Origin of the sequence: Sphingomonas sp. (assembly GCF_026460985.1) — a bacterium.
GTDB lineage: Bacteria > Pseudomonadota > Alphaproteobacteria > Sphingomonadales > Sphingomonadaceae > Sphingomonas.
The window spans coordinates 53,804-77,964 of record NZ_JAPKNM010000019.1 but is presented as its reverse complement, the minus strand read 5'-3'; the positions used below and the strand labels follow the sequence as shown (position 1 = coordinate 77,964).

Genomic DNA, 24,161 nt, shown 5'->3' with positions numbered 1-24,161 from the left:
CGTGTCATGGTGAAGATGGGGACCGTCTGGGACCGGACCGCCGAGTTCCTGAGCGACAATGTCGCCGCCGTCGTGCCCATCGCATTGCTCACCTTCTTCGTGCCGGCCTCGATCGAGGGCAATTTCGAAGCCGCGATGATCGGTGCGGGGGAAGGCCTGAAGATCGTCCTCTATGTCCTCCAGCTCCTATTCGCGTTGGTGTCGCTATGGGGGTCGCTCGCGATCACGGCGATGGCGCTCGACCTTGCCTCGGAGCGCACCGCGGCGAACATAGCGACGCGGCGCCTGATCCCGGCGCTGATCGTATCGATCGTGATGATCGCGGTCGCCTCGGTGCTGGTGCTGCCGGTGCCCGGGGCGCTGGCCGCCGGGGGGTACGACATGACCGCGATGGCGCGCGGCGAGGATGTCGACATGAGCATGCGGATGGCGGGCTTCATCCTCGTCTATCTGCTCGCCCTGGCGGTCTTCTTGTTCTGGCTGCTCGCGCGGCTGATCGTCGCGACCCCGGTTGTCGTGCGCGAGAACCGGATGCTGAGCGCGCTCGGCCAGTCCTGGTCGCTGACTCGCGGCGCAGCGCTGCGCATCATTGGCGTCATCCTGCTCTTCGCGATCGTCAGCTGGGTGGCGCAGCTTGCCGCCAAGACGGTTTTCGGCAGCGTCTTCACGCTGGTCACGGGCGGCGGGGACGGAGTGACGCTTGCGAGCGTGATGACCTCGATCGTCGTCGCGGCGGTCCAGTCCGCCTTCATGGTGATCCCGCCCGCCTTCACCGCCAAGCTCTACCTCGCGCTCACTGCCGACGCCGGCCTGCGCCACACCGAAGCCGGCGCATGACGCTCAGCCTTGCCGGCGTGCTCGCCGACGCCCGGGCGCTCTGGCGCAGCGAGCGCGAATTGCTCGCGCCGATCGCGGGTGTGTTCTTCGTCGTGCCGATGCTCGGAATCGTGCTGCTGCTAGCCTATAGCGACTTTCCCGGCGACACCGCTCCGGAGCAGATCCGCGAAGCCGTGGCAGCATTCTATGCCGCGAACCTGCTGCCCATCTTCCTCGCCAATGTGATGATCGAATTCGGCACCTTCGCCGTGCTGAACCTGCTTCTCCAGGGCAATGGCCGCACGCTGGGCGAGGTGCTGCTGCTCGCGCTGCGCCGCTTCCTGCCCTTTCTCGGCATCAGCATCATCGGGAGCGTGCTGTTCAGCATCGGCAGCTCGCTGTTCATCCTGCCCGGGCTGTTTGCCTTCGGCCGGACCTGGCTCGCGGGGCCGAGCTATGCCGCAACGCCCGAGGCGGGACCGATCCATGCCTTCCGCCAGGGCTGGCGGCGAAGCGCGGGCTTCGGCTGGCTGACGCTCCTCGCCGCGGCCGGCGCGACGATGGTCGTCACGATCCTGCTGGTGATGGTGTCGACGGCCGTCATCGGTGGCCTCGCGGCGCTCGCGGGTGCGAACTGGATGCAGCTGGTGTCGCTGCTCGTCACCGCGCTGATCGGCGGCTTCGCCTGGACCGCGCTCGCATTACTGCGCGTCGCGGCCTATCGGCGCGCGGAGCCCAGCACCGGGACGTGAGGCGCGGCGTCCGGTGAAAGGACGCCGGCGATCCGCGGATCGGCGAAGCTCTCGACGGTGCGCTTGTAGGGCACGAAGCCGTGGCGCCGGTAGAAGCCGAGCGCGGCCGGATGGTCGAGCGTGCAGGTGTGTACCCAGACGCGGTCGACGCCCTTGCGCCAGGCGAGCCCGAGGGCCTGCGCCATCAGCCAATTGCCGTTACCCTGGCCGGTGAGCTCCGGGACGAGCCCGAAATAGGAGAGCTCGCACGTCCCTTCGACGCGGAAGTCGAGCTCGAGCATGCCGAGCTCGATCCCGGCGCGGTCGGTGGCGGCATAGACCTCGACCCGCGCGTCATCGAGGATGCGGCGCAGTGCTTCCTCGGGGAGCACCAGCCGCGAGAACCACAGCCAGGGCTCCCCGACGCGGCGGAACAGCGTCCTGTATTTGTCGCTGGCCGGCGCGGGCCAGTGGGTGAGCTTCAGCGGCGAGGGCGGGGCAGGGCGCAGCGGCGGCTTCGCTCGCATCTCGAGCGAAGTGACGATCGTCGCGATCTGGTCGTCGGCGACGGGGGTCAGAGGCATACGCGCCTCCCTTCGTCATCCCCGCGAAAGCGGGGACCCATCTCCCCACGCCGGCACCAATCACCACGGTCGTGGTCCGGGCTGCCCGCAGGAGATGGGGCCCCGCTTTCGCGGGGGTGACGGTGTGGGGTCACCCCCATGTCGCCATCGGGGGCAGGCTCATCAGGATCGCGTCGACATTGCCGCCGGTCTTGAGCCCGAACAGGGTACCCCGATCGTAGATCAGGTTGAACTCGGCATAGCGGCCGCGCCATTCGAGCTGGCGGGCCTTGTCCGCCTCGGTGAAGGGCGTGTCCATCCGGCGGCGGACGATGCGCGGGAAGACGTCGAGGAACGCGCGTCCGACATCCTGGGTGAAGGCGAAGTCGGCATCCCAATCGCCTTCGAGGTGATCGTAGAAGATCCCGCCGACGCCGCGATGGACCTTGCGGTGGGGGATGTAGAAATAGTCGTCGGCCCATTGCTTGAAGCGCGGATAATGCGCCGGATCGTGCGCGTCGCAGGCGGCTTTGAATGTGGCGTGGAACTCGGCGGTGTCCTCCTCCACCGGGATCGGCGGGTTGAGGTCCGCGCCGCCGCCGAACCAGCGCTTGGTGGTGCACAGGAAGCGTGTGTTCATGTGGACCGCGGGCACATGCGGATTGGCCATGTGCGCGACGAGGCTGATCCCGGTGGCGAAGAAGCTGGGATCCTCGCCCGCGCCGTGGATCGTCTTGGCGAAATCGCCCTCGAGCGCGCCGCCCACGGTCGACACGTTGACGCCGACCTTCTCGAACACCTTGCCCTTCATCACTCCGCGGACCCCGCCGCCGCCGGGCGCGCCGGAGGGATCGGTGCGATCCCAGGCGAGATAGTCGAACCTCGCGTCCGAGCCCGCCTCGGCCTCGATCGCCTCGAATTCGGCGCAGATCGAAGTGCGCAGCGATTCGAACCAGATGCGGGCGGCGTGCTGCTGGGTGTCGAGCTCTTGCATGGCGGACCTAGTAGGGGCGGGCGGGGAGGCGTGTCGAGTGGACAGAATGTCCCGCGTCAGGCCGGCCAGCCATGGGTCTGGCGCAGCGCCTCGGCGACCGCGATCCCAGTGGCGACCGAGAGGTTGAGCGAGCGCAATCCCGCAGCGAGCGGGATGCGCACCGCCAGATCGACGCCGTGATGGACGAAATCGGGCACGCCGGCGCTTTCCGACCCGAACAGCAAAGTGTCGTCCGGCTGGAATGTCGCCTCGGGCAGCCGTACGCCGCCACGGGTGGTGAACAGGATCAGCCGGCCCGGCACACGCGCCTTGAAAGCATCGAAATCGGCGTGGCGGGTGACCTGGACCTTGTCGTCATAGTCCATCGCCGATCGCCTGCGGGCCTTGTCGTTCCACGGGAATCCCATCGGCTCGATGATGTCGATGCCGACGCTGAAGCAGGCGCCGATGCGAAGGACGGCGCCGACATTGCCGGCGATCTCGGGCTGGAACAGGGCGAGGCGCATGAGGCGCGGCTTAGCCGTGGCTTTCACCATCGTCACCCCCGCGAAAGCGGGGGCCTATCTCCGACACGATCCGCGCGCCATGGCCGGAGCGTTGTGCTGCGACCTTGGGAGATGGGCCCCCGCTTTCGCGGGGGTGACGGGGTAGGGGCGCTGCGCGCGCGAAAATCCCTGTTGGCAAAGCCGCATGCCCACGTCTATCAGGCCGCCCAAGCCACCGGGGGCACCGGGCGGCTCTGGGTGCGCATGCGCCCGCGTCCTGTTTACCCGCGCGGTCGTCGCGGATTGTTTTCGAAGTGCAAGGGCTGATGCATGGCAACGCTTGAAGACGGTGTTTCCCCGACCCAGACCGTGGTCCCTCCAGGCGAAGTGATCGAGAACCCGCGCCGCCGCGACTATCTGAAGGTAGCCGCGGTTTCCTTCGCCGGGGTGGGCGCAGGCGTCGCCCTGCTGCCGCTGATCAACTCGATGAACCCCTCGGCCGACGTGCTCGCGCTGTCGACCACCGAGCTCGACGTCTCGGCGATCGAGCCGGGCCAGGCGATCAAAGCGAGCTTCCGCAAGCAGCCGCTCTTCGTGCGCAACCTCACCCCGGCGGAGATCGCCGCGGCCGACGCGGTTCCCGTGTCGAGCCTGCGCGACCCGCAGACGCTCGAGGAGCGGACCAAGGAGGGCAAGAAGAACTGGCTGATCACGCTGGGCGTGTGCACCCATCTCGGCTGCGTGCCGCTGGGCGCGGGCGAGGGCGAGAATCGCGGACCGTTCGGCGGCTATTTCTGCCCCTGCCACGGCTCGGCCTACGACACTGCCGGCCGTATCCGCCAGGGCCCCGCGCCGACCAACCTCGCGGTCCCCGAATATGAATTCACGTCCGACACTGTTGTCGTGGTCGGTTGAGGATAGACGCAGATGAGCTTCCCCTGGGCACGCCATTACGAACCCAAGAATCCGGTGATGCAGTGGATCGACAGCCGTCTTCCGCTGCCCCGCTTCGTCTATAACGCCGTCGGCGCCGGCTATCCGGTGCCGCGCAACCTCAACTATTTCTGGAACTTCGGCGTGCTCGCCGGGGTGGCGCTGGTCGTCCAGATCGTCACCGGCATCGTGCTCGCGATGCACTTCCACTCGTCGGCTGCCGGCGCGTTCGAATCGATCAACGCGACGATCATGCGCGACGTCAACGCCGGCTGGTTCCTCCGCTTCGCGCACGCCAACGGCGCGAGCATGTTCCTGCTGGTGGTCTACATCCACATCTTCCGCGGCCTCTATTACGGATCGTACAAGGCCCCGCGCGAGATGGTCTGGCTGATCGGCGTGGTGATCTTCCTGCTGCTGATGGCCACCGCGTTCATGGGCTATGTCCTCCCCTGGGGCCAGATGAGCTTCTGGGGCGCGCAGGTGATCACCGGCTTCTTCTCGGCGATCCCGGTGGTCGGCGAATGGATCCGCGTCTGGCTGCTCGGCGGCTATGCGCCGGACGACGCCGCGCTCAACCGCTTCTTCTCGCTCCACTATCTGCTGCCCTTCGTGATCGCGGGCGCCGTGATCCTCCACATCTGGGCGCTCCACATCCCGGGTTCGTCGAACCCCACGGGCGTGGAAGTGAAGGGCGAGCAGGACACCGTTCCGTTCCACCCGTACTACACGGCGAAGGACGGCTTCGGGGTGGGCGTGTTCCTGATCGTCTTCTCGACGCTGATCTTCTTCTACCCGGACCTGCTGGGCCACCCGGACAACTACATCCCGGCCAACCCGCTCTCGACCCCGGCGCACATCGTCCCCGAATGGTATTTCTGGCCGTTCTACGCGATCCTGCGCGCCTTCACCGCGGACTTCATCATCCCGGCGAAGCTGTGGGGCGTGGTCGCGATGTTCGGCTCGATCCTGCTGCTGTTCTTCCTGCCCTGGCTCGACAAGTCGCCGGTGCGCTCGGCGAACTATCGCCCGCTGTACCGGATCGCCTTCTGGGTGCTGGTGCTCGACGTGCTGGTGCTCGGCTATTGCGGCGGCTCGGCGGCGACGCCCGGGGTCGTCATCACCAGCCAGATCACCGCTGCTTATTATTTCGCGCACTTCCTGATCATCGTGCCGATCATCTCGCGCCTCGAGCGTCCGAAGCCGCTGCCCAACTCGATCACCGAGGCGGTGCTGGGCGACAAGAGCGGCTCGCGGATGAGCGAAACGGCGCTGAGCGCGTAAAGGGGAAACGAGAAAATGCTTCCGCTGTTCATGCGCTCGATCAAGTTCCTGATCGGTCTGGGCTTCATCTTCGTTCTGTTCCTCGCTCTGATCGGCACCATCACGGGCCTGATCAAGGAACCACCGCAGCCCACCGCCGAGGAAGTGATGCACCACCATCCGCGCGAGCTCTCGCTCGCCTCGGACGGTCCCTTCGGCAAATTCGACCGCCAGCAGATCCAGCGCGGTTTCCTGGTCTATGAGAAGGTCTGCGCGAGCTGCCACTCGCTGAACCTCGTCTCGTTCCGCGATCTCCAGCAGCTCGGCTACAGCGAGGCCGAGGTGAAGAAGATCGCCAAGGACTGGCCGATCAAGCAGCCCGTGCAGGATCCCAAGGCGGGCACCTGGGGCGAGCGCGACAATCTGGCGTCGGACCGCTTCCCCAAGGTCTATTATCCGGGCACCGGCACGCCGCCGGACCTGAGCCTGATCGCCAAGGCGCGGCATGGCGGCGCGAGCTACGTCTACTCGCTGCTCACCGGCTATGACGAGAAGCCGAGCGCGGAGCACGTCAAGCAGTTCCCCGACTTCGCGAAGACGCCCGACGGCATGTACTTCAATCCCTATTTCGCGAACCTCAACATCTCGATGCCGCCGCCCCTGACCGGCGACGACCAGGTCACCTATTCGGACGGCACGCGTGCGACCAAGGACCAGATGGCGAAGGACGTCGCGGCGTTCCTCGTCTGGACCGCGGAGCCGACGATGGAGCGTCGCCACGCGGCGGGCGTTGCGGTGGTGCTCTTCCTGCTGATCGCGACGGGCCTGGCTTATGGCGCGTATCTGACGGTGTGGCGGGGCGTGAAGCACTGAGGCATACGCCGACATCGCTGAACTGACGGAATCCCGCCGCGGCCCAGCGCTTCGGCGGGATTCCTTTTTCTGGACGGGAGCGAGCCATGGCGAGCGACAACGACGATATCCGGCAACGCATCCGCACGATCCCCGATTTCCCCAAGCCGGGGATCATGTTCCGCGACATCACCACCCTGCTGCTCGACGCCGAGGGGCTGCAGCTCACGATCGAGCGCATCGCCGGGCAGGTCGAGGGCAGAGTCGACCTCGTCGCCGGGATCGAGGCGCGCGGCTTCCTGTTCGGCGCGGCGGTGGCGGTGCGGCTCGGCACCGGGCTGCTGCTCGTGCGCAAGGACGGCAAGCTGCCCGGCGCGACGATCGCCGAGGATTATGCGCTCGAATATGGCAACGACCGGATCGCGATCCACGCCGACGCCTGCGCACCCGGCGCGCGCGTGCTGCTGGTCGACGATTTGATCGCCACAGGCGGCACCGCCCGCGCCGCGGTGCGGCTGCTGCGCAAGGCGGGCGCGGAGGTGATCCAGGCGGCGTTCGTGGTCGACTTGCCCGAACTGGGCGGCGCCGACGCGCTGCGCGGCGACGGCATCGCGGTCAACGCATTGGTGGCGTTCGACGGCCACTGAGCCGGAACATCGCTTCCGCCGCCACGTTTTCAATCCGTTAGCTGTCAGCGTTGCGCCACCAGGCGCCGCTGGAGAGGATTGGAACGATGTTGATCCGCCGCATTTCCGCTGCCGCCCTGGCCGCAGCGCTGGGCTTCGCCGCAAGCGCCTGCACCGATGGCTATGGCTATTCGGGCGTCTCGCTCGGCTATTCGAGCGGCGGCTATTACGACCCCTATTACAGCTATGGGCCGCGTTCCTATTTCGGCTGGTACGGCGATTATTATTACCCGGGCACCGGCTACTACGTCTACGATCGCGACCGCCGTCCGCACCGCTGGAACCAGGGGCAGCGCCGCTACTGGTACGATCGCAGCCGCAGCTGGCGCGGCGAGCGCCGGGAGAATTGGGACGGCTTCGGAAATTATCGCGGCGAGCGACGCAACTGGAACCGCGGCGAGCGCCGGTACCGCCGCAATTAGGCGCCCGCCGGACGCCGCCGCATCAGCGCGAGCGCGGTGAAGCGCAGCACCGGCTCATCATATTGATTGAACGTGGTCATGAGGTTGCGCACGCTGCCCATCTCCGGCCGGCTCTGTGACGGCCGTACCTCGAGCACCTCGCTCTCGCAGCGCAGCACGTCGCCCGGATAGACCGGCTTGAGCCAGCGCAATTCGTCGACCCCGGCGGCGCCCAGGCTCGCCTGCGGGTGCAGCTTCATCTCGGCGACGAAGATCGACATGGTCATCGCGCAGGTGTGCCAGCCGCTTGCCGCTAGCCTGCCGAAATGCGTCTGCGCCGCCGCCTCGTCGGACAAATGGAAGGGCTGCGGATCATATTTCTCCGCAAAGGCGAGCACTTCCTCGCGCGTCACTTCATAGCGGCCGAAGCTGCGCTTCATGCCCACTTCGATATCGTCCAGATACTGCATGATATGAGTTTCGGATGAAAACCGAAATTTGGCAAGCCCTAGCGAAGCGTTCCCTTGAAGACCGTGTCCGTCCCGTCGATCCCCGTTTTGGCCGGCAGCCCGAGCAGGTCGCGGAGCAGCGGATAGACGTCGACATTGTCGAACGCCGGCAGCCTGGCCGGGCGGAAGGCGGGGCCATGGCCGATGAACAGGGCCGCCATCTCGGGCGCGAAATTGTCGTAGCCGTGATTGCCGCCCGCGAAGCGCTTGGACGGCGCCTTGTCCTGGATCAGCCAGCCCGTCTCCGCGAGGCAGAGGATCGGCGGGATGCGCGGGTTGGTGCCGTAGTGGAAGCGCGCCGGGATCTCGCTTTTGCGCCAGCATTCCATGTGCGCATGCTTGCCCAGCAGCGCCTTCTCGACCGCCGCTTCCTTGCCCGGCGCGGGGAACAGGCTGGCATAGGTGCCCGATTCGAACAGCCGGATGTCGTCCAGCGGAAGCATCTGGCCGAGCACGACGACGCGACTGCTCTGCGTGGACGCCATGCCGTGATCGGAGACGATCACCAGATTGGCCGGCTGGCCGAGTTCGGCCAGCCCCGTCACCAGTTGCCCCATCCATTTGTCGACCTGCGCCACCGCTTCGGTCGTCCGACCGTCGGCGGGTCCGAATTCGTGCCCGGCGCTGTCCACCACGTCGAAATAGAGCGTCAGGAATCGGGGACGGATCGCGCCCGGGCGGCGCAGCCAGTCGAGGATGCCATTGACGCGCTGCTCGCCGCTGATCGCCTGGCTGAACTGCGCCCAGTCCGAGGGGCGCTCGCCGCCGATCGTCTCCCAGTCCTTGGGATTTTCCTTCCGGCCGCCGATCGCGACGTTCGAGCCGGGCCAGAACAGCGTCGCGGTGCGGATCCCGGCACGCTCGGCATCGAGCCAGATCGGCGGCACCGCATTCCACCAGAAGGGGTCCTCGGTGGCCATGGTGAAGGTCTCGCCGGGCCTGGCTGGATCCTCCATCTTGTTGGCGACGATGCCGTGGCGATCGGGTCGGAGCCCGGTCACTTGGGTCCAGTGATTGGGATAGGTCTTGCTCGGGAAGCTCGGGCGCATCGGGCCGGTCGCGCCTTCGGCGGCGAGCCGCGACAGCACCGGAGTCACGCCGCGATCGAGATAATCGGGACGGAAGCCGTCGATCGAGACGAGGATGGTGACCGGCGCACGCGCCTCCGCCGCGGCGACGGTCTGCGCCGCGGCGGGGAGGAAGGTGCAGGTCTGGAGGGCGGCAAGGACGGCGAGGCCGAGCTTCAGGATTGGACGCATTGCCGATCTTTGCCACGCGCATGTTGCGGCACAAAGAAACTTGCGACGAAGGCTTACGGCTCCAACATCGGCCGCGCTATCGTTCCGAAAAATGGGAGGAGATGCCATGATTCGGAAGGCTTTGCTTGCCGCCGGCCTGTTCACGCTGGGCGCGTGCGCCGAATCGGGGCGCCCGGCCGGCCCGGGTGCGGCCGCGGTCGCACCGTCCCCGGCGGAGGTGGGAGGCAGGGCGGCGGGCGCCTATCTCGCCCGGCGCGACATCGTGCCGTTGCGCACGTCGGCGGCGCGGGGCGTCCATTATGCCGACGTCGCCTCCGGTTATGGCGCCGCGCGCCTCGCCGCCGCCACCGGGAACCGCGCGCTGCTCGATCGCGTCGTCGCGCGCGAGCGCGTGGCATCGGCGTTCCCGAACTCGGCCAATCATGTCGACGTCAGCGTCTACGGCACCTGGCCGCTCGAGATCGCGCGCCAGACCGGCGATGCCGAGGCGCTCCGCCGCGGGCTGGCGCTCGCCGACAATCAATGGGCACAGCTCGGCGAGGACCAGCTCACCGCGCAGGCGCGCTACTGGATCGACGATGTCTGGATGATCGGCTCGCTGCAGGTGCAGGCGTACCGCGCGTCGAAGGATGCCAGATATCTCGATCGTGCGGCGCTGATGGTGCGGCGCTATGTCGATCGGCTCCAGCAGCCCGACGGGCTGTTCTTCCACGGCCCCGAGGCGCATTTCTATTGGGGGCGCGGCAATGGCTGGGTCGCGGCGGGCTTTGCCGAGATTCTCACCGACCTGCCTGCCGCACACCCAGAACGCGCGGCGATCGAGGCGGGCTATCGCAAGATGATGGCGGCATTGCTTGCCAACCAGGCCGAGGACGGCATGTGGCGCCAGCTGATCGACCGTCCGGAGAGCTGGAAGGAAACCTCGGGCACCGCGATGTTCGGCTTCGCCATGGCGCGCGGGGTGCGGCTCGGCATCCTCGCCGATCCGGCTTATGCCCGGGCCTATCGGCGCGCGTGGCAGGCGCTGGCGCGCTATGTCCAGCCCGACGGGCAGGTCACCGAAGTCTGCGTCGGCACCAACAAGGCGGACAATGTCGCGCACTATCTGGATCGCCCGCGCGCCACCGGCGACCTGCACGGACAGGCGGCCTTGCTGTGGTTCGCGGCAGAGCTGGCGGGGTCCGGCCGGAGCTGAGGCTCAGGCGAAGGCCCCGACCACCGACTTGACCTCGAGGAACTCGGCGAGCCCGAACTTTCCATGCTCTCGGCCATTGCCCGATTGCTTGTAGCCGCCGAAGGGCAGGTTCGGATCGGGCTGGCCGCCGTTCACATAGACCATGCCCGCGCGCAGCCGCGGCGCGACGCGGCGGACGCCCTCGGCATCGCCGAATACCACCGCCGAGAGGCCGTAATCGGTGTCGTTGGCGATGCGGATCGCGTCTTCCTCGTCCTCATAGGGGATGATCGTCACGACCGGCCCGAAGATCTCCTCGCGCGCGATCGTCATGTCGTTGCGCACGTTCGAGAACAGGGTCGGCTTGACGAAATAGCCGGCCTCGATGCCGTCGGGCCGGCCGGGGCCGCCGGTCTCGAGCTTGGCGCCTTCCTCCAGCCCTTTGGCGATCAGCCCCTGGATCTTGTCCCACTGGGTCTTGTTGACCACGGGGCCGAGCTGGCGGCCTTCCTCGGAAGGATCGCCGCACTGCGCCGCCTTCATCGTCGCGGCGGCGATCGCGGCGACCTGCTCCTGCAGGTGCTTCGGTACGAGCAGGCGGGCGGGGGCGATGCAGCTCTGTCCCGAGTTCATCAGCACGCTGAACAAGGTGCCGGGCACCGCCTTGGCGAGGTCTGCGCTCTCCAGCACCACCGAGGGCGACTTGCCGCCGAGCTCCTGGTGCACGCGCTTGACGGTCTCGGCGGCATTCTTGGCGACCAGCACGCCCGCGCGGGTCGAGCCGGTGAAGCTCACCATGTCCACGTCGCGGTGCTTCGAAAGCGCGGTGCCGACGCCGGGGCCGTCGCCGTTGACGAGGTTGAACACACCCGCCGGCACGCCCGCCGCGTCCATCACCTCGGCGAAGATCGCGGCGCAGCTCGGCGCCTCCTCGGAGGGCTTGAGCACCATGGTGCAGCCCGCCGCCAGCGCGGGGGCGACCTTGGAGACGATCTGGTTGAGCGGCCAGTTCCACGGGGTGATCATCGCCACCACGCCGATGGGCTCGTGGAGGACGAGGCTGTTGCCGATCCGCTCCTCGAACGGGAATTCCTTGAGCGCGCGCGCGGCGGACAGCAGATGGCCGATCCCCGAGCCGACCTGTGCGCTCTTGGCCAGGCTGATCGGGGCGCCCATTTCCAGGCTGATCGCCTCGGCCATGTCGGCCGCGCGCGCCTTGTACGCTTCGAGGATCCGCTCGATCAGCGCGACACGCTCGTCGACGCTCGTCCGCGAGAAGCTCTCGAACGCGCGCTTGGCGGCGGCGACGGCCTTGTCGACGTCCGCCGCGGAGCCGAGCGTGATCTCGGTCACCGGCTCCTCGGTTGCGGGGTTGATCACTTCGTGGCGTGCGCCGCCCTCGCTCTCGACCCAGGCGCCGTCGATATAGTGCTTCAGCGTGCTGCGCATCCTCGCCTCTCCCGATTCGAACTTCCGGTATGGCTGCTTAGATGGCGGGCGCCCCGAGCCGTTGCAAGCTGCAACCGACCTGGGTCAGCGGCGCTCGCGCGCGAGCCGGCTCATCAGGATGGCACTGCGCTTGGCCTGGAGCGCGATGCTCGGAATGTCGAGCCATTCGCCCTCGGCGTGCAGCGTGCCGCCGCTCGGTCCCATGCCCGCGAGCGTATCGGCATAAGCGGCGACGAAGCTCGAATCGGCCGCGCCGCGCTTGGCAGGCGGGAATTCGGCCATCTGCGGCAGGCCGAGATCCTTGTTGGCGGCGTTGAGCCGGGCGAGCAAGGCGCGATTGCCCTCGGTCGGCGCCATCGGCGGGGTGTTGTCCTGGAAGGTGAGCGTGGCCGCGGTGCCGGGCAAATGCTGCGCGACGATCGCCTGCATCTTCGCGCGGGCCGCGGCGTCCTGCTCGGGCGTGAGGCTGCGCAGGTCGCCGCGCGCGATCGCAGTGGCGGGGACGACATTGGTCTTGCCCGACGCCTCGATCCGGACGCCGTCCTTGTCGATCGTCGCGGGGGTGCCGCCGCCGATCACGCCGACGTTGAAGGTAAGATTCTCCTCGATCAGCTGCGCGCGCCACGCGTCGAGGATGCGGGTGATCTCGTAGATCGCGCCATAGCCGGTCTCGGCGTTGAAGATGCCGCCGCCATGGCCGGTCCTGCCGGTGGTGGCGAGCGTCCAGTTGTTGGCGCTGCGCCGCGCGACGGTGCCGAAATCCTGCCCGTTCTCGCGCGCGAGATTCTCGAACTCGAGCGCGACATCGGCCCATTTGCCCGCCTCGATCAGGTCGCGGCGCGCGACCGGGATCGGATCGCCGGTCTTCTCCTCGTCGCCGGTGAGCACGACCTTGATGTCGGCCTGCTTGAGCATTCCCGCCTTCTGCATCGCGCGCAGCGCGGCGAGGATCACGGCGATCCCGCCCTTGTCGTCGACCACGCCGGGGCCGATCGCCTTGTCGCCTTCGCGGCTGAACTTCTGGAAGGGCGAGCTCGCCTCGAACACCGTGTCGATATGCGCGATCAGCAGCAGCCGCTTGCCACGGCCATTGCCCTTGTGCGTGGCGACGAAATGCCCGGCGCGCTTGGTCTCGGGCAGCTCGATCCATTCGACCGTGAAGCCGAGCGCCTCGAACTCGGGCCGCAGCATCGCGCCCATCGCGCGGACCCCGGCGAGGTTCAGCGTGCCGCTATTCTGGTTCACCATCCGCTCGAGCAGCGTCAGCGTGCCGGCGGAATCGGCGTCGATCGACGCGGCCATCGCGGCTTCCTGGCGGGAGAGCTGGGCGGCGGCGGGAGAGGCGGCGAGGAGGGCGCAGGCGGCAAGGAGGAGTCTCATGCGCCGCTTATGCCGCCAAGGCGTGTCGAAAGGGAAGGCTATGCCGCCTGTGCCGTGCGCGCTCGTGCTTCGAGCACGGCGGCGAAATTGGCCTCGGCCCATTCGACCAGCCCCAGCAGCGGCGCCGCGAAGCTCTGCCCGAGCGGCGTGAGCGAATAGGTGACGCTGGGCGGCACGGTCGGCTGGACGTCGCGATGGACGAAGCCGTCGGCCTCGAGCGTACGCAGCGTCTGGGTGAGCATCCGCTTCGAGATGTCGGGCACCGCACGCGCCAGTGCGCTGAAACGCCTGGGCCCCGCGGCGAGGGCGGACAGCAGCAGCATCGACCAGCGATCGCCGATCTGATCGAGCAGGTTGCGCACCGGGCAGCGGCGATCGTCGAACCCCATGGCGAGCCAGTCCTCGAACTTGGCGCCCAACGCCGTATGCGCGTCCATGCTGGTATCTCCCGCGTAACCTGGTGACGGGAAAGTGCCGTCTTCCGGGTCCGATTATCGGTCTCTAAATGAGACCATGTCAATATCGGAAGACTGGAGAATAGTCATGACCTCGCCTCGTTTCTTCGTCACCGGCGCGAGCGGCCAGCTCGGCCGCCTCGTCGTCGCTGCGCTCGCCGAGCGAGCCGGGCCGGCCGCGGTCGCCGCGATCGTCCGCGATCCCGCGCGCGCCGTCGGGCTCTTCCCGGAGGGCGTCGTGGTCCGCCAAGGCGATTATGATCGGCCCGAGACGCTCGCGGCGGCCTTTGCCGGGGCCGAGCGGCTCCTGCTGATCTCCTCCAACGCGATCGGCGACCGTGTCGCGCAGCATCGCAATGCGATCGAGGCGGCGAAGCGCGCGGGCGTGGCGCGGATCGCCTATACCAGCGTGCTCCATGCCGATGTCTCGAAGCTCGGCCTAGCCGAGGAGCATCGCGCCACCGAGGCGCTGGTCGAAGCGAGCGGCATCGCCTTCACGCTGCTGCGCAACGGCTGGTACACCGAGAATTATGCCGCCGCGATCCCCGCGGCGCTCGCGCATGACGCGCTGATCGGCAGTGCGGGGGAGGGCCGTATCGCCAGCGCCGCACGGCGCGACTATGCCGAGGCGGCGGCGGCGGCTTTGCTCGACGATGCCGGGGAGCGCGTCGTGCACGAACTGGCCGGTGACGGCTCCTACACGCTGGCCGAGTTCGCCGCCGAGCTCTCGCGCCAGGCGGGGAAGGCGATTCCCTATGTCGACCTACCCGAGGCGGAGTATCGCGCGACGCTCATCGGCGCGGGGCTGCCCGAGCCGATGGCGGCACTGCTCGCGGATTCGGATGCGGCCGCAGCGCAGGGCGCGCTGTTCGACGCCGCGGGCGCGCTCGCGCGGCTGATCGGGCGACCGACCACGCCCTTCGCCGCAACGATCGGCGAGACGCTGGCGCAGTGACCATGGCCCCATAAAGCGAAACGCCCGGACCTTTCGGTCCGGGCGCTCCGTCTGTCCCTTTTGCGACCCGAGGGATCAGGCGCTGTAATACATGTCGTATTCGACCGGGCTCGGAGTCATCTCCCAGCGCTCGACCTCCTGGTACTTGAGCTCGATATAGGCCTCGATCTGGTCGCGGCTGAACACGTCGCCCTTGAGCAGGAAGTCCTGATCCGCCTCGAGGCTCTCGAGCGCTTCGCGCAGCGATGCGCACACCGTGGGAACCTGCTCGAGCTCGGCCGGCGGCAGGTCGTACAGGTTCTTGTCCATCGGGTCGCCCGGATGGATCTTGTTCTGGATGCCGTCGAGGCCCGCCATCAGCAGCGCCGCATAAGCGAGGTACGGATTGGCCAGCGCGTCGGGGAAACGGAACTCGACGCGCTTCGCCTTGCTGCCCGCGCCGTAAGGGATGCGGCACGAAGCCGAGCGGTTGCGGCTCGAATAAGCGAGCAGCACCGGCGCCTCATAGCCCGGCACCAGGCGCTTGTAGCTGTTGGTGGTCGGGTTGGTGAAGGCATTGAGCGCCTTGGCGTGCTTGATCACGCCGCCGATGAAGTAGAGGCACATGTCGCTGAGGCCGGCATAGCCGTTGCCGGCGAAGAGCGGGTTGCCCTTGTCCCAGATCGAAATGTGGGTGTGCATGCCCGAGCCGTTATCTTCCTTGATCGGCTTGGGCATGAAGGTCGCGGTCTTGCCATAGGCCTGCGCGACCTGGTGCACGACATACTTGTAGATCTGCATGCGGTCGGCGGTCTGGACCAGCGTGCCGAAGGTCAGGCCGAGCTCGTGCTGCGCGGCGGCGACTTCGTGGTGGTGCTTGTCGCAGGGCAGGCCCATCTCGAGCATCGTCGCGACCATCTCGCCGCGGATGTCGACGGCCGAGTCGACCGGCGCGACGGGGAAGTAGCCGCCCTTGGCGCGCGGACGGTGGCCGAGATTGCCGGCTTCATATTCCTTGCCCGAATTGCCCGGCAGCTCGATGTCGTCGATCGCGTAATAGCTGGTCGAGTAGCTGTTCTCGAAGCGGACGTCGTCGAACATGAAGAACTCGGCCTCGGGGCCGACATAGACGGTGTCGCCGATGCCCAAGGTCTTGAGGTAGGCCTCCGAGCGCTTCGCGGTCGAGCGCGGATCGCGGGCATAGAGCTCGCCGGTCGAGGGCTCGACGATGTCGCAGACCAGGATCAGCATCGGCGTCGCCGAGAAGGGGTCGACCCAGACCGCGTCGAGGTCGGGCTTCAGGATCATGTCCGACTCGTTGATCGCCTTCCAGCCTTCGATCGACGAACCGTCGAACATCAGGCCGTCGGTCAGCTCGTCCTCGCCGATCACCTTCGCGACCATCGTGAGGTGCTGCCACTTGCCCTTGGGATCGGTGAAACGCAGATCGATCCACTCGATCTCGTTCTCCTTCACCATCTTCAGAACATCACTGGCCGAATTCGCCATCGTAGAACCCTTTCGCTCTCTTTCGTCTGCCCGCCGAATCGGGCAATAAAATTACCTGTGCGCGTGTCGCAATATTACAGTGCTGCGTCGCGTCAAATCGCGTTTTCGTTGCGCTCGCCCGTGCGGATGCGGAGCGCGGTCTCGACCGGGATCACGAAGATCTTGCCGTCGCCGATCCGGCCGGTCTGCGCCGCGGTGGCGATCGCCTCGACCACGCGCTCGGCGAGCGCATCGTCGACCACCACCTCGAGCTTCACCTTGGGGAGGAAATCCACGACATATTCCGCGCCGCGATAGAGCTCGGTATGGCCCTTCTGGCGGCCGAAGCCCTTCGCCTCGGTGACGGTGATGCCGCTGACGCCGACCTCGTGCAGCGCCTCCTTCACTTCGTCGAGCTTGAACGGCTTGATGATCGCTTCGATCTTTTTCACGTGTTCCCCCAAAGGAGTGAGGCAGTTCCCCTTAGCGCGCGTCTGGCAACATCCGTGCCAGAGGCGACGCCGAGGATGCCCCTCGGGTCGCACGCCGCGCAAGGCTTAACAAGTGCCTACCAAATGAGCAGCGCTGCCGCGCCTGCCTTATTCGGCGGCACGGCCCTTTTTGCGGTCGCGAGACTATAATACTATAAATGGGACAAGCGTTCTATATTCGAGTGTGCGTATGACCGGGTGGCCGGGGGATCCAATGCAGCTTCTGCCCATGAACCTGCCGGCCGAGATCCATCGCGTGGGCGATGGGTCCGGCGATTGCAGCAGGGTGGCGCGCGGACCGCTGATCATCATGGCGCACGGGCTGATGTCGATCGATGCCGGGCGGCGTGCCGGCTTCATGATCCGGAGCCCCTTGGGCGAACTCAACGCGGAACAGGTCGAAGAAGTGCTCCGGCGTTGGACCGTCCCGGCGACGGCGAACGACTGATCGCCGCATTTTACCCGCGACGATGAAATCATCGGCAGGGCAGGCAGTCCGCGCATGAAAATCGCGGGAGGCGACAAGTCTTCCGGATGAACCCGAGGGCATGCCCTTTGCGCGATCCGGTGCTCGCAAAGTCTAAAGATCTGTATTAGGGGCCGCGTCGCGACATCGAGGAGTCGCGGTATTTCATAAAGCGTCGGGGAGACCGCTATGAAAATCCGTATGTTTTTTATGGCGCTTGCCGCGGCCACGATGGTGGTCAGTGCGGCGCCCGCCCAGGCGCAGTTCGGCGGGCTGGGCGGCCTGGGCGACAAGTTGAAGAAGAAGATTCCCAATGTGCTCGGCGACAGGCAGCCGATCACGACCAGCCTGTCCGATGCCAAATGGGGTGACGAGAGCAGGGACGGCTTCACGCCGCGCGAGCCCGTGCGCTCGCTGATGACGCTGCAGCGCACGCCGAACGGCGGCTTCGTGCTCCAGACCGGCTTCTACGAGTTCCACGACCAGAGCTATTGCCTCAAGGCCGGCACGCACGGCCCCGGCGGCGGCGACGGCTATCTCTTCGCACCGCCCAAGGGCCCTGCCGAAGACGCGGTGATGACGATCGTCCGCAATTCGGTGAATCACCCCGAGATCCAGCAGCAGAAGATCCAGCAATTGCTCTGGGCGATCATCGCGCGCGCCAAGTTCGAGGATCTGTCGAGCGACCTCAAGGCGACGGCGGCACTGCTGCTCACGCCGCGCCAGCTCGCTTCGCTCAACCGCAATGCGCTCGACATGCTGACCACCGGGCCGCTCGCGGACAATCTGCCGGGGCCGATCCGGACCGTGCTCCAAGCCGAGGCCGATCTGCGCCGGATGCTGACGACGCCGGGTGCGAGCTTCGCCGAGATGGAGCGCGTCGCGGTGCTCGCCGGCGCGGCGCCGATGGGGCCGGGCAGCCAGGACATCCCCGAGGGCCGCTGGAGCCTCCATCCGGACGGCTATTACATCCGCTACGTGCCGCAGGGTTACAGCCACACCGTGGTCGGCATCTGGGTGCCGCAGGGCAGCCCGGCGGTGGGCAAGGAATATGATCCGGCGACGCACATCGCGGTGCCGGGCAACACCAGCCGCCAGCGCCTGATCCAGTCGGGCCGGGCGTATCAGTCGCATTGAGACATCTACTCCCCTCCCTGCAAGGGAGGGGCTGGGGGTGGGTGCGAGCGGAGCGAGCCCATCGAGATGCTCTCGACAAAAAGAAAAGGCCGGGCATCGAGCCCGACCTTTCCTTACCCACCCCTGACCCCTCCCTAAAGGGAGGGGGATGATTGCGCGCTCAATAAGGCGGGTTGTGCAGCCCCTTGGGGCTTTCGGTGAAGATCTCGCAGCCGGTTTCGGTGATGCCGATCGAATGTTCGAACTGCGCCGAGAGCGAGCGGTCGCGGGTGACCGCGGTCCAGCCGTCGTCGAGCAGCTTCACGTCGGGGCGGCCGATGTTGATCATCGGCTCGACGGTGAAGAACATGCCCGGGCGCAGCTCCGGGCCGGTGCCGGGGCGGCCGACATGGACCACTTCGGGCGCGTCGTGGAACACCTGGCCGAGCCCGTGCCCGCAGAAATCGCGGACGACGCCGTAGCGATGCTTCTCGGCATGCCGCTGGATCGCGTGGCTGATGTCGCCGAGATGGTTGCCCGGCTTCGCCTGCTCGAGCCCGAGCATCAGGCATTCATAGGTCACGTCGACCAGCCGGCGCGCCTTGATCGGCACATCGCCGACCAGGTACATGCGGCTGGTGTCGCCGTGCCAGCCGCCCAGCATCGGCGTCACGTCGATGTTGACGATGTCGCCATCCCTGAGCGTGCGATCGGACGGGATGCCGTGGCACACGACATGGTTGATCGAGATGCAGCAGCTATGCGTGTAGCCGCGATAGCCGAGCGTCGCGGGCACGCCGCCGCCGGCGATCGTCATGTTGCGGACGATGTCGTCGAGTTCCTCGGTGGAGACGCCCGGGACGACGTGCGGCACCAGCGCGTCGAGGATCTCGGCGGCGAGGCGGCCGGCCTTGCGCATGCCTTCGAAACCCGCGGGCCCGTGGAGCTTGATCGCGCCGTCGCGCGTCTGCGGCATGTCTTCGGTGACGGTGACATATTCGGTCATGCCGCGCGATATAGGCGTTTGCGCGGAAGTTTGCGAGGCTCTACGCCACTGCCATGAGCGAGCGCATCTGGACCGCGGCATGTGTGGTGATCGGCGACGAGATCCTGTCCGGCCGCACCCAGGACAAGAATGTCGCGCAGATCGCCTCCTGGCTCAACGTGCAGGGCATCCGACTCGCCGAGGTGCGGATCGTGTCCGATGTCGAGAGCGCGATCGTCGAGGCGGTCAACGCGCTCAGGGCGCGCAACGACTATCTGTTCACCACCGGCGGTATCGGGCCGACGCATGACGACATCACGGTCGACGCGATCGCTGCCGCGCTCGGCGTCCCGGTGGTGGTGCACCCCGACGCGCGCGCGGTGCTCGATCGCTACTACGAGACGCGCGGCGGGCTGACCGAGGCGCGGCTGCGCATGGCGCGCGTGCCCGAGGGCGCCGAGTTGATCGCCAACCGCATGTCGGGCGCACCGGGCATCCGCATCGGCAATCTCTTCATCCTCGCGGGCGTGCCGCACATCACCGCGGGGATGCTCGACGCGCTGACCGGCACGCTCGAAGGCGGCTTGCCCGTGCTGTCGCGCACCGTCGGCGCCTGGGTCGCCGAGAGCGAGATCGCGGACCTGCTCGGCGAGACCGAGCACGCGCATCCGGGCGTGGCGATCGGCAGCTATCCCTTTTTCCGCGAGGGGCGGGTGGGAGCGAACTTCGTCGTGCGCGCGACCGAGCAGGCACTAGTCGACCGGACGGTGGACGCGTTGATCCACGGCCTCAGGGCATCGGGCCTGGAGCCGGTGGAAGGCGGGATCTAGCAGGCTATTGCTAATCGATCGCAATTTTGTTGCGAATCGTTCGCATAAGGCCTTACTTGGCGAGGTCTCTGATGACCGCCTTGTAGAAGGTGATCGCCGGCGCGATCTCGCTCACCGGGATGCGTTCGTTCAGGCCGTGCGCGAAGCTGTCGCTCGACTTCATGAACAGCGGGCTCACACCGTAGCTCGGCACGCCCTTGCCCCGGAACCACATGCTGTCGGTCGCGCCCGACGACATCACCGGGACCACCGACACTTCGGGGAAGCGCGCGTGGACGGCCTTGGTGATCACCTTCATCAGATCGGGACGCAGCGGCGAGGCGTCGCTCGGCACCGAGCCGCTCTCGACCTTGGTCACCTGGACCGCGGGATCGCCGATCAGCTCGGCGATCTTGGCCTGCACCTGGGTGATCGGCGTACCGGGGAAGATCCGGCAATTGATGTTGGCGGTCGCGCGCTGCGGCAGCGCATTGGTCGCGTGGCCGGCATTGACCATCGTCGCGACGCAGGTCGTTCCCGTCTGCCCGACATAGCCCGGATCGGCGCGCAGCGTGGCCAGCGCCTCGGCATCGGCGGGATTGGCGGCGAAGCGGCGCATCGCATCGGCGAGCTTCGGGTCCTGCGTGCGCGCCGCGGTCGCCGCCCAGCTCGCCTTGGTGATCTCGTTGACCTGGCCGGGGAACTGATAGGCCTCGATCTTCTGGAGCGCGGCGGCGAGCTGGTAGATCGCATTCGGCTTGCGCGGCGCGCTCGAATGGCCGCCGGGATTGGTGACGCTCAGCTCGAAATCGGCATAGCTCTTCTCGGCGCCCTGCACGCCGAACATCACCGGCTTGCCCGCTTCGTCCATGTCGCCGCCGCCGCCGTCGATGTTGAGCAGCAATTCGGCATCGTGGAACTGCTCGGCGAGCGCGGCGGTGGTCTTCATCCCCGTCTCCTCGTCGCCCGAGAAGAGCAGCACAACATCGCGGCCGGGCTTGAAGCCCTCGCGCTTCAATTGGACCATCGACGCGACGAAGGTCGAGACGTCGAACTTGTTGTCGCTCGAGCCGCGCCCGAACAGGAAGCCGTTCTCGACCACCGGGGTGAACGGATCGCGCGCCCAGTCCGCGGGCTTGGCCTCGACCACGTCCATGTGCCCCGAGATCAGGATCGGCTTCGCGCCCGCCTTGCCGGTGCCGCGATAGCGCGCGATCAGGTACGCCGTGTCGCCGAGCTTCTCGACGCGGACATCGGCGTCGGCGAACCCGCCGGCGACGAGCACCGACTTGAGATAGGTCGCATAGTCGAAGGTCTGGTTGCCCGGCCCCGCGACGGTGCGGAACGCGATCCCGCGCTTGAGCAGGTCGAGCGCCTGCGCCTCGGCCTCGGCGTTGGTCTGGGCCTGCGCCGGAACGGCGGCGAGCGCCACTGCGAGGAGGACCGCGAAGTGGCGCATGGGCTGAGGCTCCGATCAGAAGGCTGGAGCGGGTGAAGGGAATCGAACCCTCGTCGTAAGCTTGGGAAGCTTCTGCTCTACCATTGAGCTACACCCGCGCGGCAGCCCGGTTGCCACAGCGCAGGGCCAGCGGTCAATCCGCGAATATCGAGCGGTGGTCGTTACGGGTGGGAAGCGACCAAAACCAGGCTCGCGCGTTGCGCGGGGCATGAAGACGCTCTGGTTCATCACCAATCCCAATTCCGGCACCGCCACCCGCGCCAAGTGCGAGGCGCTCGAGGCGGTGTTCGCCGAGAGTGGACTCGTGCTGGCGGGTAGGACCGAATTTCCCCAGCAGAAATTGCCGACCGGCGTGGAACTTGTCGCTGCCGATGTTGACACCGTGGTGCTGTTCGCAGGCGATGGGACGATCAACGCGGCGCTCTGCGCGCTGGAACATTGGGAAGGGGCGTTCCTGATCCTGCCCGGGGGCACGATGAACCTTCTCGCCAAGGGGCTGCACAGCGAGACCGATCCGCACAGGATCGTCCATGCGGCGCGCCAATGCGACCGGCGCGTCGCGCTGCCCTATGTGATCGCGGGGAACCATCGCGCCTTCGTGGGGCTGATCCTCGGGCCGGCGGCGGCGTGGTTCCGCGCCCGCGAGGCAGTGCGCAAGGGCAAGATCGGGCGACTGCTCGCCGCGGCGCGCGGGGCGTGGCGCAAGACCTTCGGCGAGCGCGGCATCCGCGTCGAGGGCGCGAAGGGGCTGGGCGATCACTATCAGGCGGTGTTCGTCACGCCCGACCTGCACGGGCTCGAGGTCGCCGCGGTCGATGTCCGCGACTGGAAGGCGATCGTCCAGCTCGGCTGGGACTGGCTGAACGGAGACTGGGTCGCCGCGCACGCGGTGAGCGAAGCCTGGACCAAGGAGTTGCGCGTACGGGGCCACAGGCCGGTACTGGCGCTGTTCGACGGCGAGCCCGTGCGGCTCGATCCGCGCGCGCCGATCAGGGCGGGCAGGAGCCTCGAGACGTTCATCGCCACCCGCGCGGACGCGGTGCCCGCGCCATGACTCGCCTGTTCCATGTCAGCGACGTCCATTTCGGCCGCGAGGATCTAGAGGCGATCGACTGGTTCGGCCGCAAGGTGCGGGAGGAGCAGCCCGACGCGGTGATCATGACCGGCGACCTCACCATGCGCGCCCGCCCGCGCGAATTCTCGGCCGCGGCGAAATGGCTCGAGAGCCTGGGTCGGCCGGTGACGGTCGAGGTGGGCAATCACGACCTGCCCTATTTCAACCTCTGGGCACGTTTCGTCACGCCGTACAAGCGCTACGAGGCGCTCGAGCACATGATCGAGAGGCCGCTCGACGTGAAGGGAATCGCGATCGTGCCGCTCAAGACCACCGCGCGCTTCCAGTGGCGGCTCAACTGGTCGAAGGGCCATGTCAGCACGCGCTCGCTGCAGGAATCGCTCGCTTTGGTCGAGGCTGCTCCCGGAGGCGACCTGATCTTCGTCGCCGCGCATCATCCGCTGATCGAGGTCGGGACGGCGGCGACGTCGAAGACCTGGCGCGGGCGCGTGGCGCTCGAGGCGCTCGCCACCGCGGGCGCGCACGCGGTGCTGACGGGGCATGTCCACGATCCGTTCGACGTGGTGCATGAAGTGAACGGGCGAACGGTGCGGCTGATCGGGGCGGGGACGCTGTCCGAACGCGTGCGCAGCAAGCCGCCCTCGTTCAACGAGATCCGAGTCGAGGGCGCCAGCTTCGAGACGGTGGCGCGGTTCAAGGGGGAGGCAAGCGTGCCGCTCTAGCCGAGCCTAGGATGTATCGACATTCGGGCGAGCGAGGCCTTTCAATCCTCCCCCGCCAGGGGGAGGTGTCAGCCACAGGCTGACGGAGGGGGCGGAAGCACCATGCTCAATTGGAGAGTGCGCTGCCTACCTCCCCCTCCGACGCCTTCGGCGCCACAGTGTTGGGTCGCCCGTGCCCCCGGCACGGGCTTGGATTGCCGGGGGCAATCCAACCCAACACTCCCTGGCGGGGAGGATTTGAATGTCGATACGACCTAATCGCGCTTCAGCGCGACGTCCTGGCCGAAGACGAGCAGATTGCCGTCGGGCGCCACCACCATCAGCTCGCGCTGGCCGTAGATCTGGTCGACCGGGCCATGGATGTCGCCATCGTTGAGGAGCGTGGCCTTGGGGAGGATCTCCGCGGCGATCGCGTCGACGTCGTTCACGTCGACATAATAGCAGAAGCGACGATTGCCCGGCGGGGCGCCGTCGTCGCCGACATTCTCCTTCAGCCGGAACGCCGCTGCCTCGCGCTGGACATAGGCGTAGTTGCCCAGGCGGAAGCGGCACTCGAAGCCGAGGATCTGGGTGAAGAAATGGATCGCGGCCTCGATGTCGGGCACGTGCATGAAGGGGGTGACGCGAAAGAGATTCGACACGGCTACTCCTCCCGCGTCCACGATA

27 protein-coding genes and 1 tRNA gene are annotated in these 24,161 nt (G+C 67.2%); 14 read left to right on the top strand and 14 right to left on the bottom strand.

The window, feature by feature from the left end; translation table 11 throughout:
• Positions 1 to 6: 6 nt before the first annotated feature.
• A complete protein-coding gene (locus MT490_RS04150) occupies positions 7 to 837 on the top strand; it encodes a hypothetical protein (RefSeq protein WP_297384536.1) in 831 nt (276 codons plus the stop codon).
• Entirely contained in the window at positions 834 to 1,568 is a 735-nt protein-coding gene (locus tag MT490_RS04145; protein ID WP_297384534.1) for a hypothetical protein, read from the top strand. The genes MT490_RS04150 and MT490_RS04145 overlap by 4 nt, the downstream gene beginning before the upstream one ends.
• On the opposite strand, the gene MT490_RS04140 is transcribed toward MT490_RS04145, so the two are convergent.
• The 3 genes from MT490_RS04140 to MT490_RS04130 form a co-directional block, all read right to left on the bottom strand.
• Positions 1,535 to 2,131 carry a GNAT family N-acetyltransferase gene (locus tag MT490_RS04140; RefSeq protein ID WP_297384532.1) on the bottom strand — a complete coding sequence of 199 codons (597 nt, stop codon included), beginning with the start codon at positions 2,129 to 2,131 and terminating at the stop codon, positions 1,535 to 1,537. The two genes, MT490_RS04145 and MT490_RS04140, sit on opposite strands and share 34 nt — an antisense overlap.
• Positions 2,132 to 2,261: 130 nt before the next feature.
• Complete coding sequence (gene hemF / locus MT490_RS04135; RefSeq protein WP_297384530.1) at positions 2,262 to 3,104, bottom strand: oxygen-dependent coproporphyrinogen oxidase; 843 nt, start codon at positions 3,102 to 3,104, stop codon at positions 2,262 to 2,264.
• A 56-nt stretch (positions 3,105 to 3,160) separates the two neighbouring features.
• Positions 3,161 to 3,610 carry a tRNA (cytidine(34)-2'-O)-methyltransferase gene (locus MT490_RS04130; RefSeq protein ID WP_297384592.1) on the bottom strand — a complete coding sequence of 150 codons (450 nt, stop codon included), beginning with the start codon at positions 3,608 to 3,610 and terminating at the stop codon, positions 3,161 to 3,163.
• A gap of 309 nt (positions 3,611 to 3,919) precedes the next feature.
• Here MT490_RS04130 and petA point away from each other — a divergent pair, with 309 nt between their 5' ends.
• The 5 genes from petA to MT490_RS04105 all read left to right on the top strand — a co-directional run bounded on the left by petA (position 3,920) and on the right by MT490_RS04105 (position 7,745).
• Positions 3,920 to 4,504 (top strand): ubiquinol-cytochrome c reductase iron-sulfur subunit, encoded by a 585-nt coding sequence (gene petA / locus MT490_RS04125; protein WP_297384528.1) that lies wholly within the window; start codon positions 3,920 to 3,922, stop codon positions 4,502 to 4,504.
• Between the two features lie 12 nt (positions 4,505 to 4,516).
• A complete protein-coding gene (locus MT490_RS04120; RefSeq protein ID WP_297384526.1) occupies positions 4,517 to 5,806 on the top strand; it encodes a cytochrome b/b6 in 1,290 nt (429 codons plus the stop codon).
• Positions 5,807 to 5,821: 15 nt separating this feature from the next.
• Positions 5,822 to 6,658: a cytochrome c1 gene (locus MT490_RS04115; protein ID WP_297384524.1), complete on the top strand. Its 837-nt coding sequence runs from the start codon at positions 5,822 to 5,824 to the stop codon at positions 6,656 to 6,658.
• A gap of 86 nt (positions 6,659 to 6,744) precedes the next feature.
• Complete coding sequence (locus tag MT490_RS04110; protein ID WP_297384522.1) at positions 6,745 to 7,284, top strand: adenine phosphoribosyltransferase; 540 nt, start codon at positions 6,745 to 6,747, stop codon at positions 7,282 to 7,284.
• An 86-nt stretch (positions 7,285 to 7,370) separates the two neighbouring features.
• Positions 7,371 to 7,745, top strand: a complete 375-nt coding sequence (locus MT490_RS04105; protein ID WP_297384520.1) for a hypothetical protein — start codon at positions 7,371 to 7,373, stop codon at positions 7,743 to 7,745.
• Here MT490_RS04105 and MT490_RS04100 read toward each other — a convergent pair.
• Together MT490_RS04100 and MT490_RS04095 are read right to left on the bottom strand one after the other, a co-directional pair.
• Positions 7,742 to 8,194 carry a MaoC family dehydratase gene (locus MT490_RS04100; protein ID WP_297384518.1) on the bottom strand — a complete coding sequence of 151 codons (453 nt, stop codon included), beginning with the start codon at positions 8,192 to 8,194 and terminating at the stop codon, positions 7,742 to 7,744. The genes MT490_RS04105 and MT490_RS04100 overlap by 4 nt on opposite strands.
• Before the next feature lie 38 nt (positions 8,195 to 8,232).
• Positions 8,233 to 9,492: an ectonucleotide pyrophosphatase/phosphodiesterase gene (locus MT490_RS04095; protein WP_297384517.1), complete on the bottom strand. Its 1,260-nt coding sequence runs from the start codon at positions 9,490 to 9,492 to the stop codon at positions 8,233 to 8,235.
• Positions 9,493 to 9,598: 106 nt separating this feature from the next.
• Between MT490_RS04095 and MT490_RS04090 the strand changes: the two genes are divergently transcribed.
• The gene (locus MT490_RS04090; protein ID WP_297384515.1) at positions 9,599 to 10,687 is read left to right on the top strand and encodes a glycoside hydrolase family 88 protein; all 1,089 of its coding nucleotides are present in this window, start codon (positions 9,599 to 9,601) and stop codon (positions 10,685 to 10,687) included.
• A 3-nt stretch (positions 10,688 to 10,690) separates the two neighbouring features.
• Here the strand turns inward: MT490_RS04090 and MT490_RS04085 are convergent, their stop codons facing one another.
• The 3 genes from MT490_RS04085 to MT490_RS04075 form a co-directional block, all read right to left on the bottom strand.
• Positions 10,691 to 12,115, bottom strand: coding sequence for an aldehyde dehydrogenase family protein (locus tag MT490_RS04085; RefSeq protein WP_297384513.1), 1,425 nt, complete (start codon positions 12,113 to 12,115; stop codon positions 10,691 to 10,693).
• Between the two features lie 84 nt (positions 12,116 to 12,199).
• On the bottom strand, positions 12,200 to 13,495 hold the full coding sequence (locus tag MT490_RS04080) for a M20/M25/M40 family metallo-hydrolase (protein WP_297384510.1): 1,296 nt from the start codon (positions 13,493 to 13,495) through the stop codon (positions 12,200 to 12,202).
• Positions 13,496 to 13,533: 38 nt separating this feature from the next.
• A complete protein-coding gene (locus MT490_RS04075) occupies positions 13,534 to 13,932 on the bottom strand; it encodes a helix-turn-helix domain-containing protein (RefSeq protein ID WP_297384508.1) in 399 nt (132 codons plus the stop codon).
• Positions 13,933 to 14,038: 106 nt separating this feature from the next.
• On the opposite strand from MT490_RS04075, the gene MT490_RS04070 reads away from it, so the two are divergent.
• Entirely contained in the window at positions 14,039 to 14,905 is an 867-nt protein-coding gene (locus MT490_RS04070) for an NAD(P)H-binding protein (RefSeq protein ID WP_297384506.1), read from the top strand.
• Positions 14,906 to 14,980: 75 nt separating this feature from the next.
• Here MT490_RS04070 and glnA read toward each other — a convergent pair whose 3' ends face one another.
• Positions 14,981 to 16,393, bottom strand: coding sequence for a type I glutamate--ammonia ligase (glnA, locus tag MT490_RS04065; RefSeq protein WP_297384503.1), 1,413 nt, complete (start codon positions 16,391 to 16,393; stop codon positions 14,981 to 14,983).
• A 92-nt stretch (positions 16,394 to 16,485) separates the two neighbouring features.
• Positions 16,486 to 16,824 (bottom strand): P-II family nitrogen regulator, encoded by a 339-nt coding sequence (locus MT490_RS04060; RefSeq protein WP_297384501.1) that lies wholly within the window; start codon positions 16,822 to 16,824, stop codon positions 16,486 to 16,488.
• 253 nt (positions 16,825 to 17,077) lie between these two features.
• Here MT490_RS04060 and MT490_RS04055 point away from each other — a divergent pair, with 253 nt between their 5' ends.
• Together MT490_RS04055 and MT490_RS04050 are read left to right on the top strand one after the other, a co-directional pair.
• The gene (locus MT490_RS04055) at positions 17,078 to 17,311 is read left to right on the top strand and encodes a hypothetical protein (protein ID WP_297384500.1); all 234 of its coding nucleotides are present in this window, start codon (positions 17,078 to 17,080) and stop codon (positions 17,309 to 17,311) included.
• Between the two features lie 207 nt (positions 17,312 to 17,518).
• Positions 17,519 to 18,466, top strand: coding sequence for a hypothetical protein (locus tag MT490_RS04050; protein ID WP_297384498.1), 948 nt, complete (start codon positions 17,519 to 17,521; stop codon positions 18,464 to 18,466).
• Between the two features lie 160 nt (positions 18,467 to 18,626).
• Here MT490_RS04050 and map read toward each other — a convergent pair whose 3' ends face one another.
• Positions 18,627 to 19,451 (bottom strand): type I methionyl aminopeptidase, encoded by an 825-nt coding sequence (map, locus tag MT490_RS04045; protein ID WP_297384496.1) that lies wholly within the window; start codon positions 19,449 to 19,451, stop codon positions 18,627 to 18,629.
• Positions 19,452 to 19,504: 53 nt separating this feature from the next.
• On the opposite strand from map, the gene MT490_RS04040 reads away from it, so the two are divergent.
• Positions 19,505 to 20,260, top strand: coding sequence for a molybdopterin-binding protein (locus MT490_RS04040; RefSeq protein ID WP_297384494.1), 756 nt, complete (start codon positions 19,505 to 19,507; stop codon positions 20,258 to 20,260).
• A gap of 52 nt (positions 20,261 to 20,312) precedes the next feature.
• Here the strand turns inward: MT490_RS04040 and MT490_RS04035 are convergent, their stop codons facing one another.
• A complete protein-coding gene (locus MT490_RS04035) occupies positions 20,313 to 21,698 on the bottom strand; it encodes a M20/M25/M40 family metallo-hydrolase (protein ID WP_297384492.1) in 1,386 nt (461 codons plus the stop codon).
• Between the two features lie 24 nt (positions 21,699 to 21,722).
• Positions 21,723 to 21,796, bottom strand: a tRNA-Gly gene (locus MT490_RS04030).
• A gap of 110 nt (positions 21,797 to 21,906) precedes the next feature.
• Here MT490_RS04030 and MT490_RS04025 point away from each other — a divergent pair.
• Both MT490_RS04025 and MT490_RS04020 read left to right on the top strand, forming a co-directional pair.
• On the top strand, positions 21,907 to 22,752 hold the full coding sequence (locus MT490_RS04025) for a diacylglycerol kinase family protein (RefSeq protein ID WP_297384490.1): 846 nt from the start codon (positions 21,907 to 21,909) through the stop codon (positions 22,750 to 22,752).
• Entirely contained in the window at positions 22,749 to 23,495 is a 747-nt protein-coding gene (locus MT490_RS04020; RefSeq protein ID WP_297384488.1) for a metallophosphoesterase, read from the top strand. The genes MT490_RS04025 and MT490_RS04020 overlap by 4 nt, the downstream gene beginning before the upstream one ends.
• Positions 23,496 to 23,749: 254 nt before the next feature.
• Here the strand turns inward: MT490_RS04020 and MT490_RS04015 are convergent, their stop codons facing one another.
• A complete protein-coding gene (locus MT490_RS04015) occupies positions 23,750 to 24,136 on the bottom strand; it encodes a VOC family protein (protein WP_297384486.1) in 387 nt (128 codons plus the stop codon).
• Positions 24,137 to 24,161: the final 25 nt, after the last annotated feature.

Bases quoted from the DNA above. Each gene is read 5' to 3' on its own strand.
- MT490_RS04150 (WP_297384536.1), top strand. From the start codon at position 7: ATGGTGAAGATGGGGACCGTCTGGGACCGGACCGCCGAGTTCCTGAGC.
- MT490_RS04145 (WP_297384534.1), top strand. From the start codon at position 834: ATGACGCTCAGCCTTGCCGGCGTGCTCGCCGACGCCCGGGCGCTCTGG.
- MT490_RS04140 (WP_297384532.1), bottom strand. From the start codon at position 2,131: ATGCCTCTGACCCCCGTCGCCGACGACCAGATCGCGACGATCGTCACT.
- hemF (WP_297384530.1), bottom strand. From the start codon at position 3,104: ATGCAAGAGCTCGACACCCAGCAGCACGCCGCCCGCATCTGGTTCGAA.
- MT490_RS04130 (WP_297384592.1), bottom strand. From the start codon at position 3,610: ATGCGCCTCGCCCTGTTCCAGCCCGAGATCGCCGGCAATGTCGGCGCC.
- petA (WP_297384528.1), top strand. From the start codon at position 3,920: ATGGCAACGCTTGAAGACGGTGTTTCCCCGACCCAGACCGTGGTCCCT.
- MT490_RS04120 (WP_297384526.1), top strand. From the start codon at position 4,517: ATGAGCTTCCCCTGGGCACGCCATTACGAACCCAAGAATCCGGTGATG.
- MT490_RS04115 (WP_297384524.1), top strand. From the start codon at position 5,822: ATGCTTCCGCTGTTCATGCGCTCGATCAAGTTCCTGATCGGTCTGGGC.
- MT490_RS04110 (WP_297384522.1), top strand. From the start codon at position 6,745: ATGGCGAGCGACAACGACGATATCCGGCAACGCATCCGCACGATCCCC.
- MT490_RS04105 (WP_297384520.1), top strand. From the start codon at position 7,371: ATGTTGATCCGCCGCATTTCCGCTGCCGCCCTGGCCGCAGCGCTGGGC.
- MT490_RS04100 (WP_297384518.1), bottom strand. From the start codon at position 8,194: ATGCAGTATCTGGACGATATCGAAGTGGGCATGAAGCGCAGCTTCGGC.
- MT490_RS04095 (WP_297384517.1), bottom strand. From the start codon at position 9,492: ATGCGTCCAATCCTGAAGCTCGGCCTCGCCGTCCTTGCCGCCCTCCAG.
- MT490_RS04090 (WP_297384515.1), top strand. From the start codon at position 9,599: ATGATTCGGAAGGCTTTGCTTGCCGCCGGCCTGTTCACGCTGGGCGCG.
- MT490_RS04085 (WP_297384513.1), bottom strand. From the start codon at position 12,115: ATGCGCAGCACGCTGAAGCACTATATCGACGGCGCCTGGGTCGAGAGC.
- MT490_RS04080 (WP_297384510.1), bottom strand. From the start codon at position 13,495: ATGAGACTCCTCCTTGCCGCCTGCGCCCTCCTCGCCGCCTCTCCCGCC.
- MT490_RS04075 (WP_297384508.1), bottom strand. From the start codon at position 13,932: ATGGACGCGCATACGGCGTTGGGCGCCAAGTTCGAGGACTGGCTCGCC.
- MT490_RS04070 (WP_297384506.1), top strand. From the start codon at position 14,039: ATGACCTCGCCTCGTTTCTTCGTCACCGGCGCGAGCGGCCAGCTCGGC.
- glnA (WP_297384503.1), bottom strand. From the start codon at position 16,393: ATGGCGAATTCGGCCAGTGATGTTCTGAAGATGGTGAAGGAGAACGAG.
- MT490_RS04055 (WP_297384500.1), top strand. From the start codon at position 17,078: ATGCAGCTTCTGCCCATGAACCTGCCGGCCGAGATCCATCGCGTGGGC.
- MT490_RS04050 (WP_297384498.1), top strand. From the start codon at position 17,519: ATGAAAATCCGTATGTTTTTTATGGCGCTTGCCGCGGCCACGATGGTG.
- map (WP_297384496.1), bottom strand. From the start codon at position 19,451: ATGACCGAATATGTCACCGTCACCGAAGACATGCCGCAGACGCGCGAC.
- MT490_RS04040 (WP_297384494.1), top strand. From the start codon at position 19,505: ATGAGCGAGCGCATCTGGACCGCGGCATGTGTGGTGATCGGCGACGAG.
- MT490_RS04035 (WP_297384492.1), bottom strand. From the start codon at position 21,698: ATGCGCCACTTCGCGGTCCTCCTCGCAGTGGCGCTCGCCGCCGTTCCG.
- MT490_RS04025 (WP_297384490.1), top strand. From the start codon at position 21,907: ATGAAGACGCTCTGGTTCATCACCAATCCCAATTCCGGCACCGCCACC.
- MT490_RS04020 (WP_297384488.1), top strand. From the start codon at position 22,749: ATGACTCGCCTGTTCCATGTCAGCGACGTCCATTTCGGCCGCGAGGAT.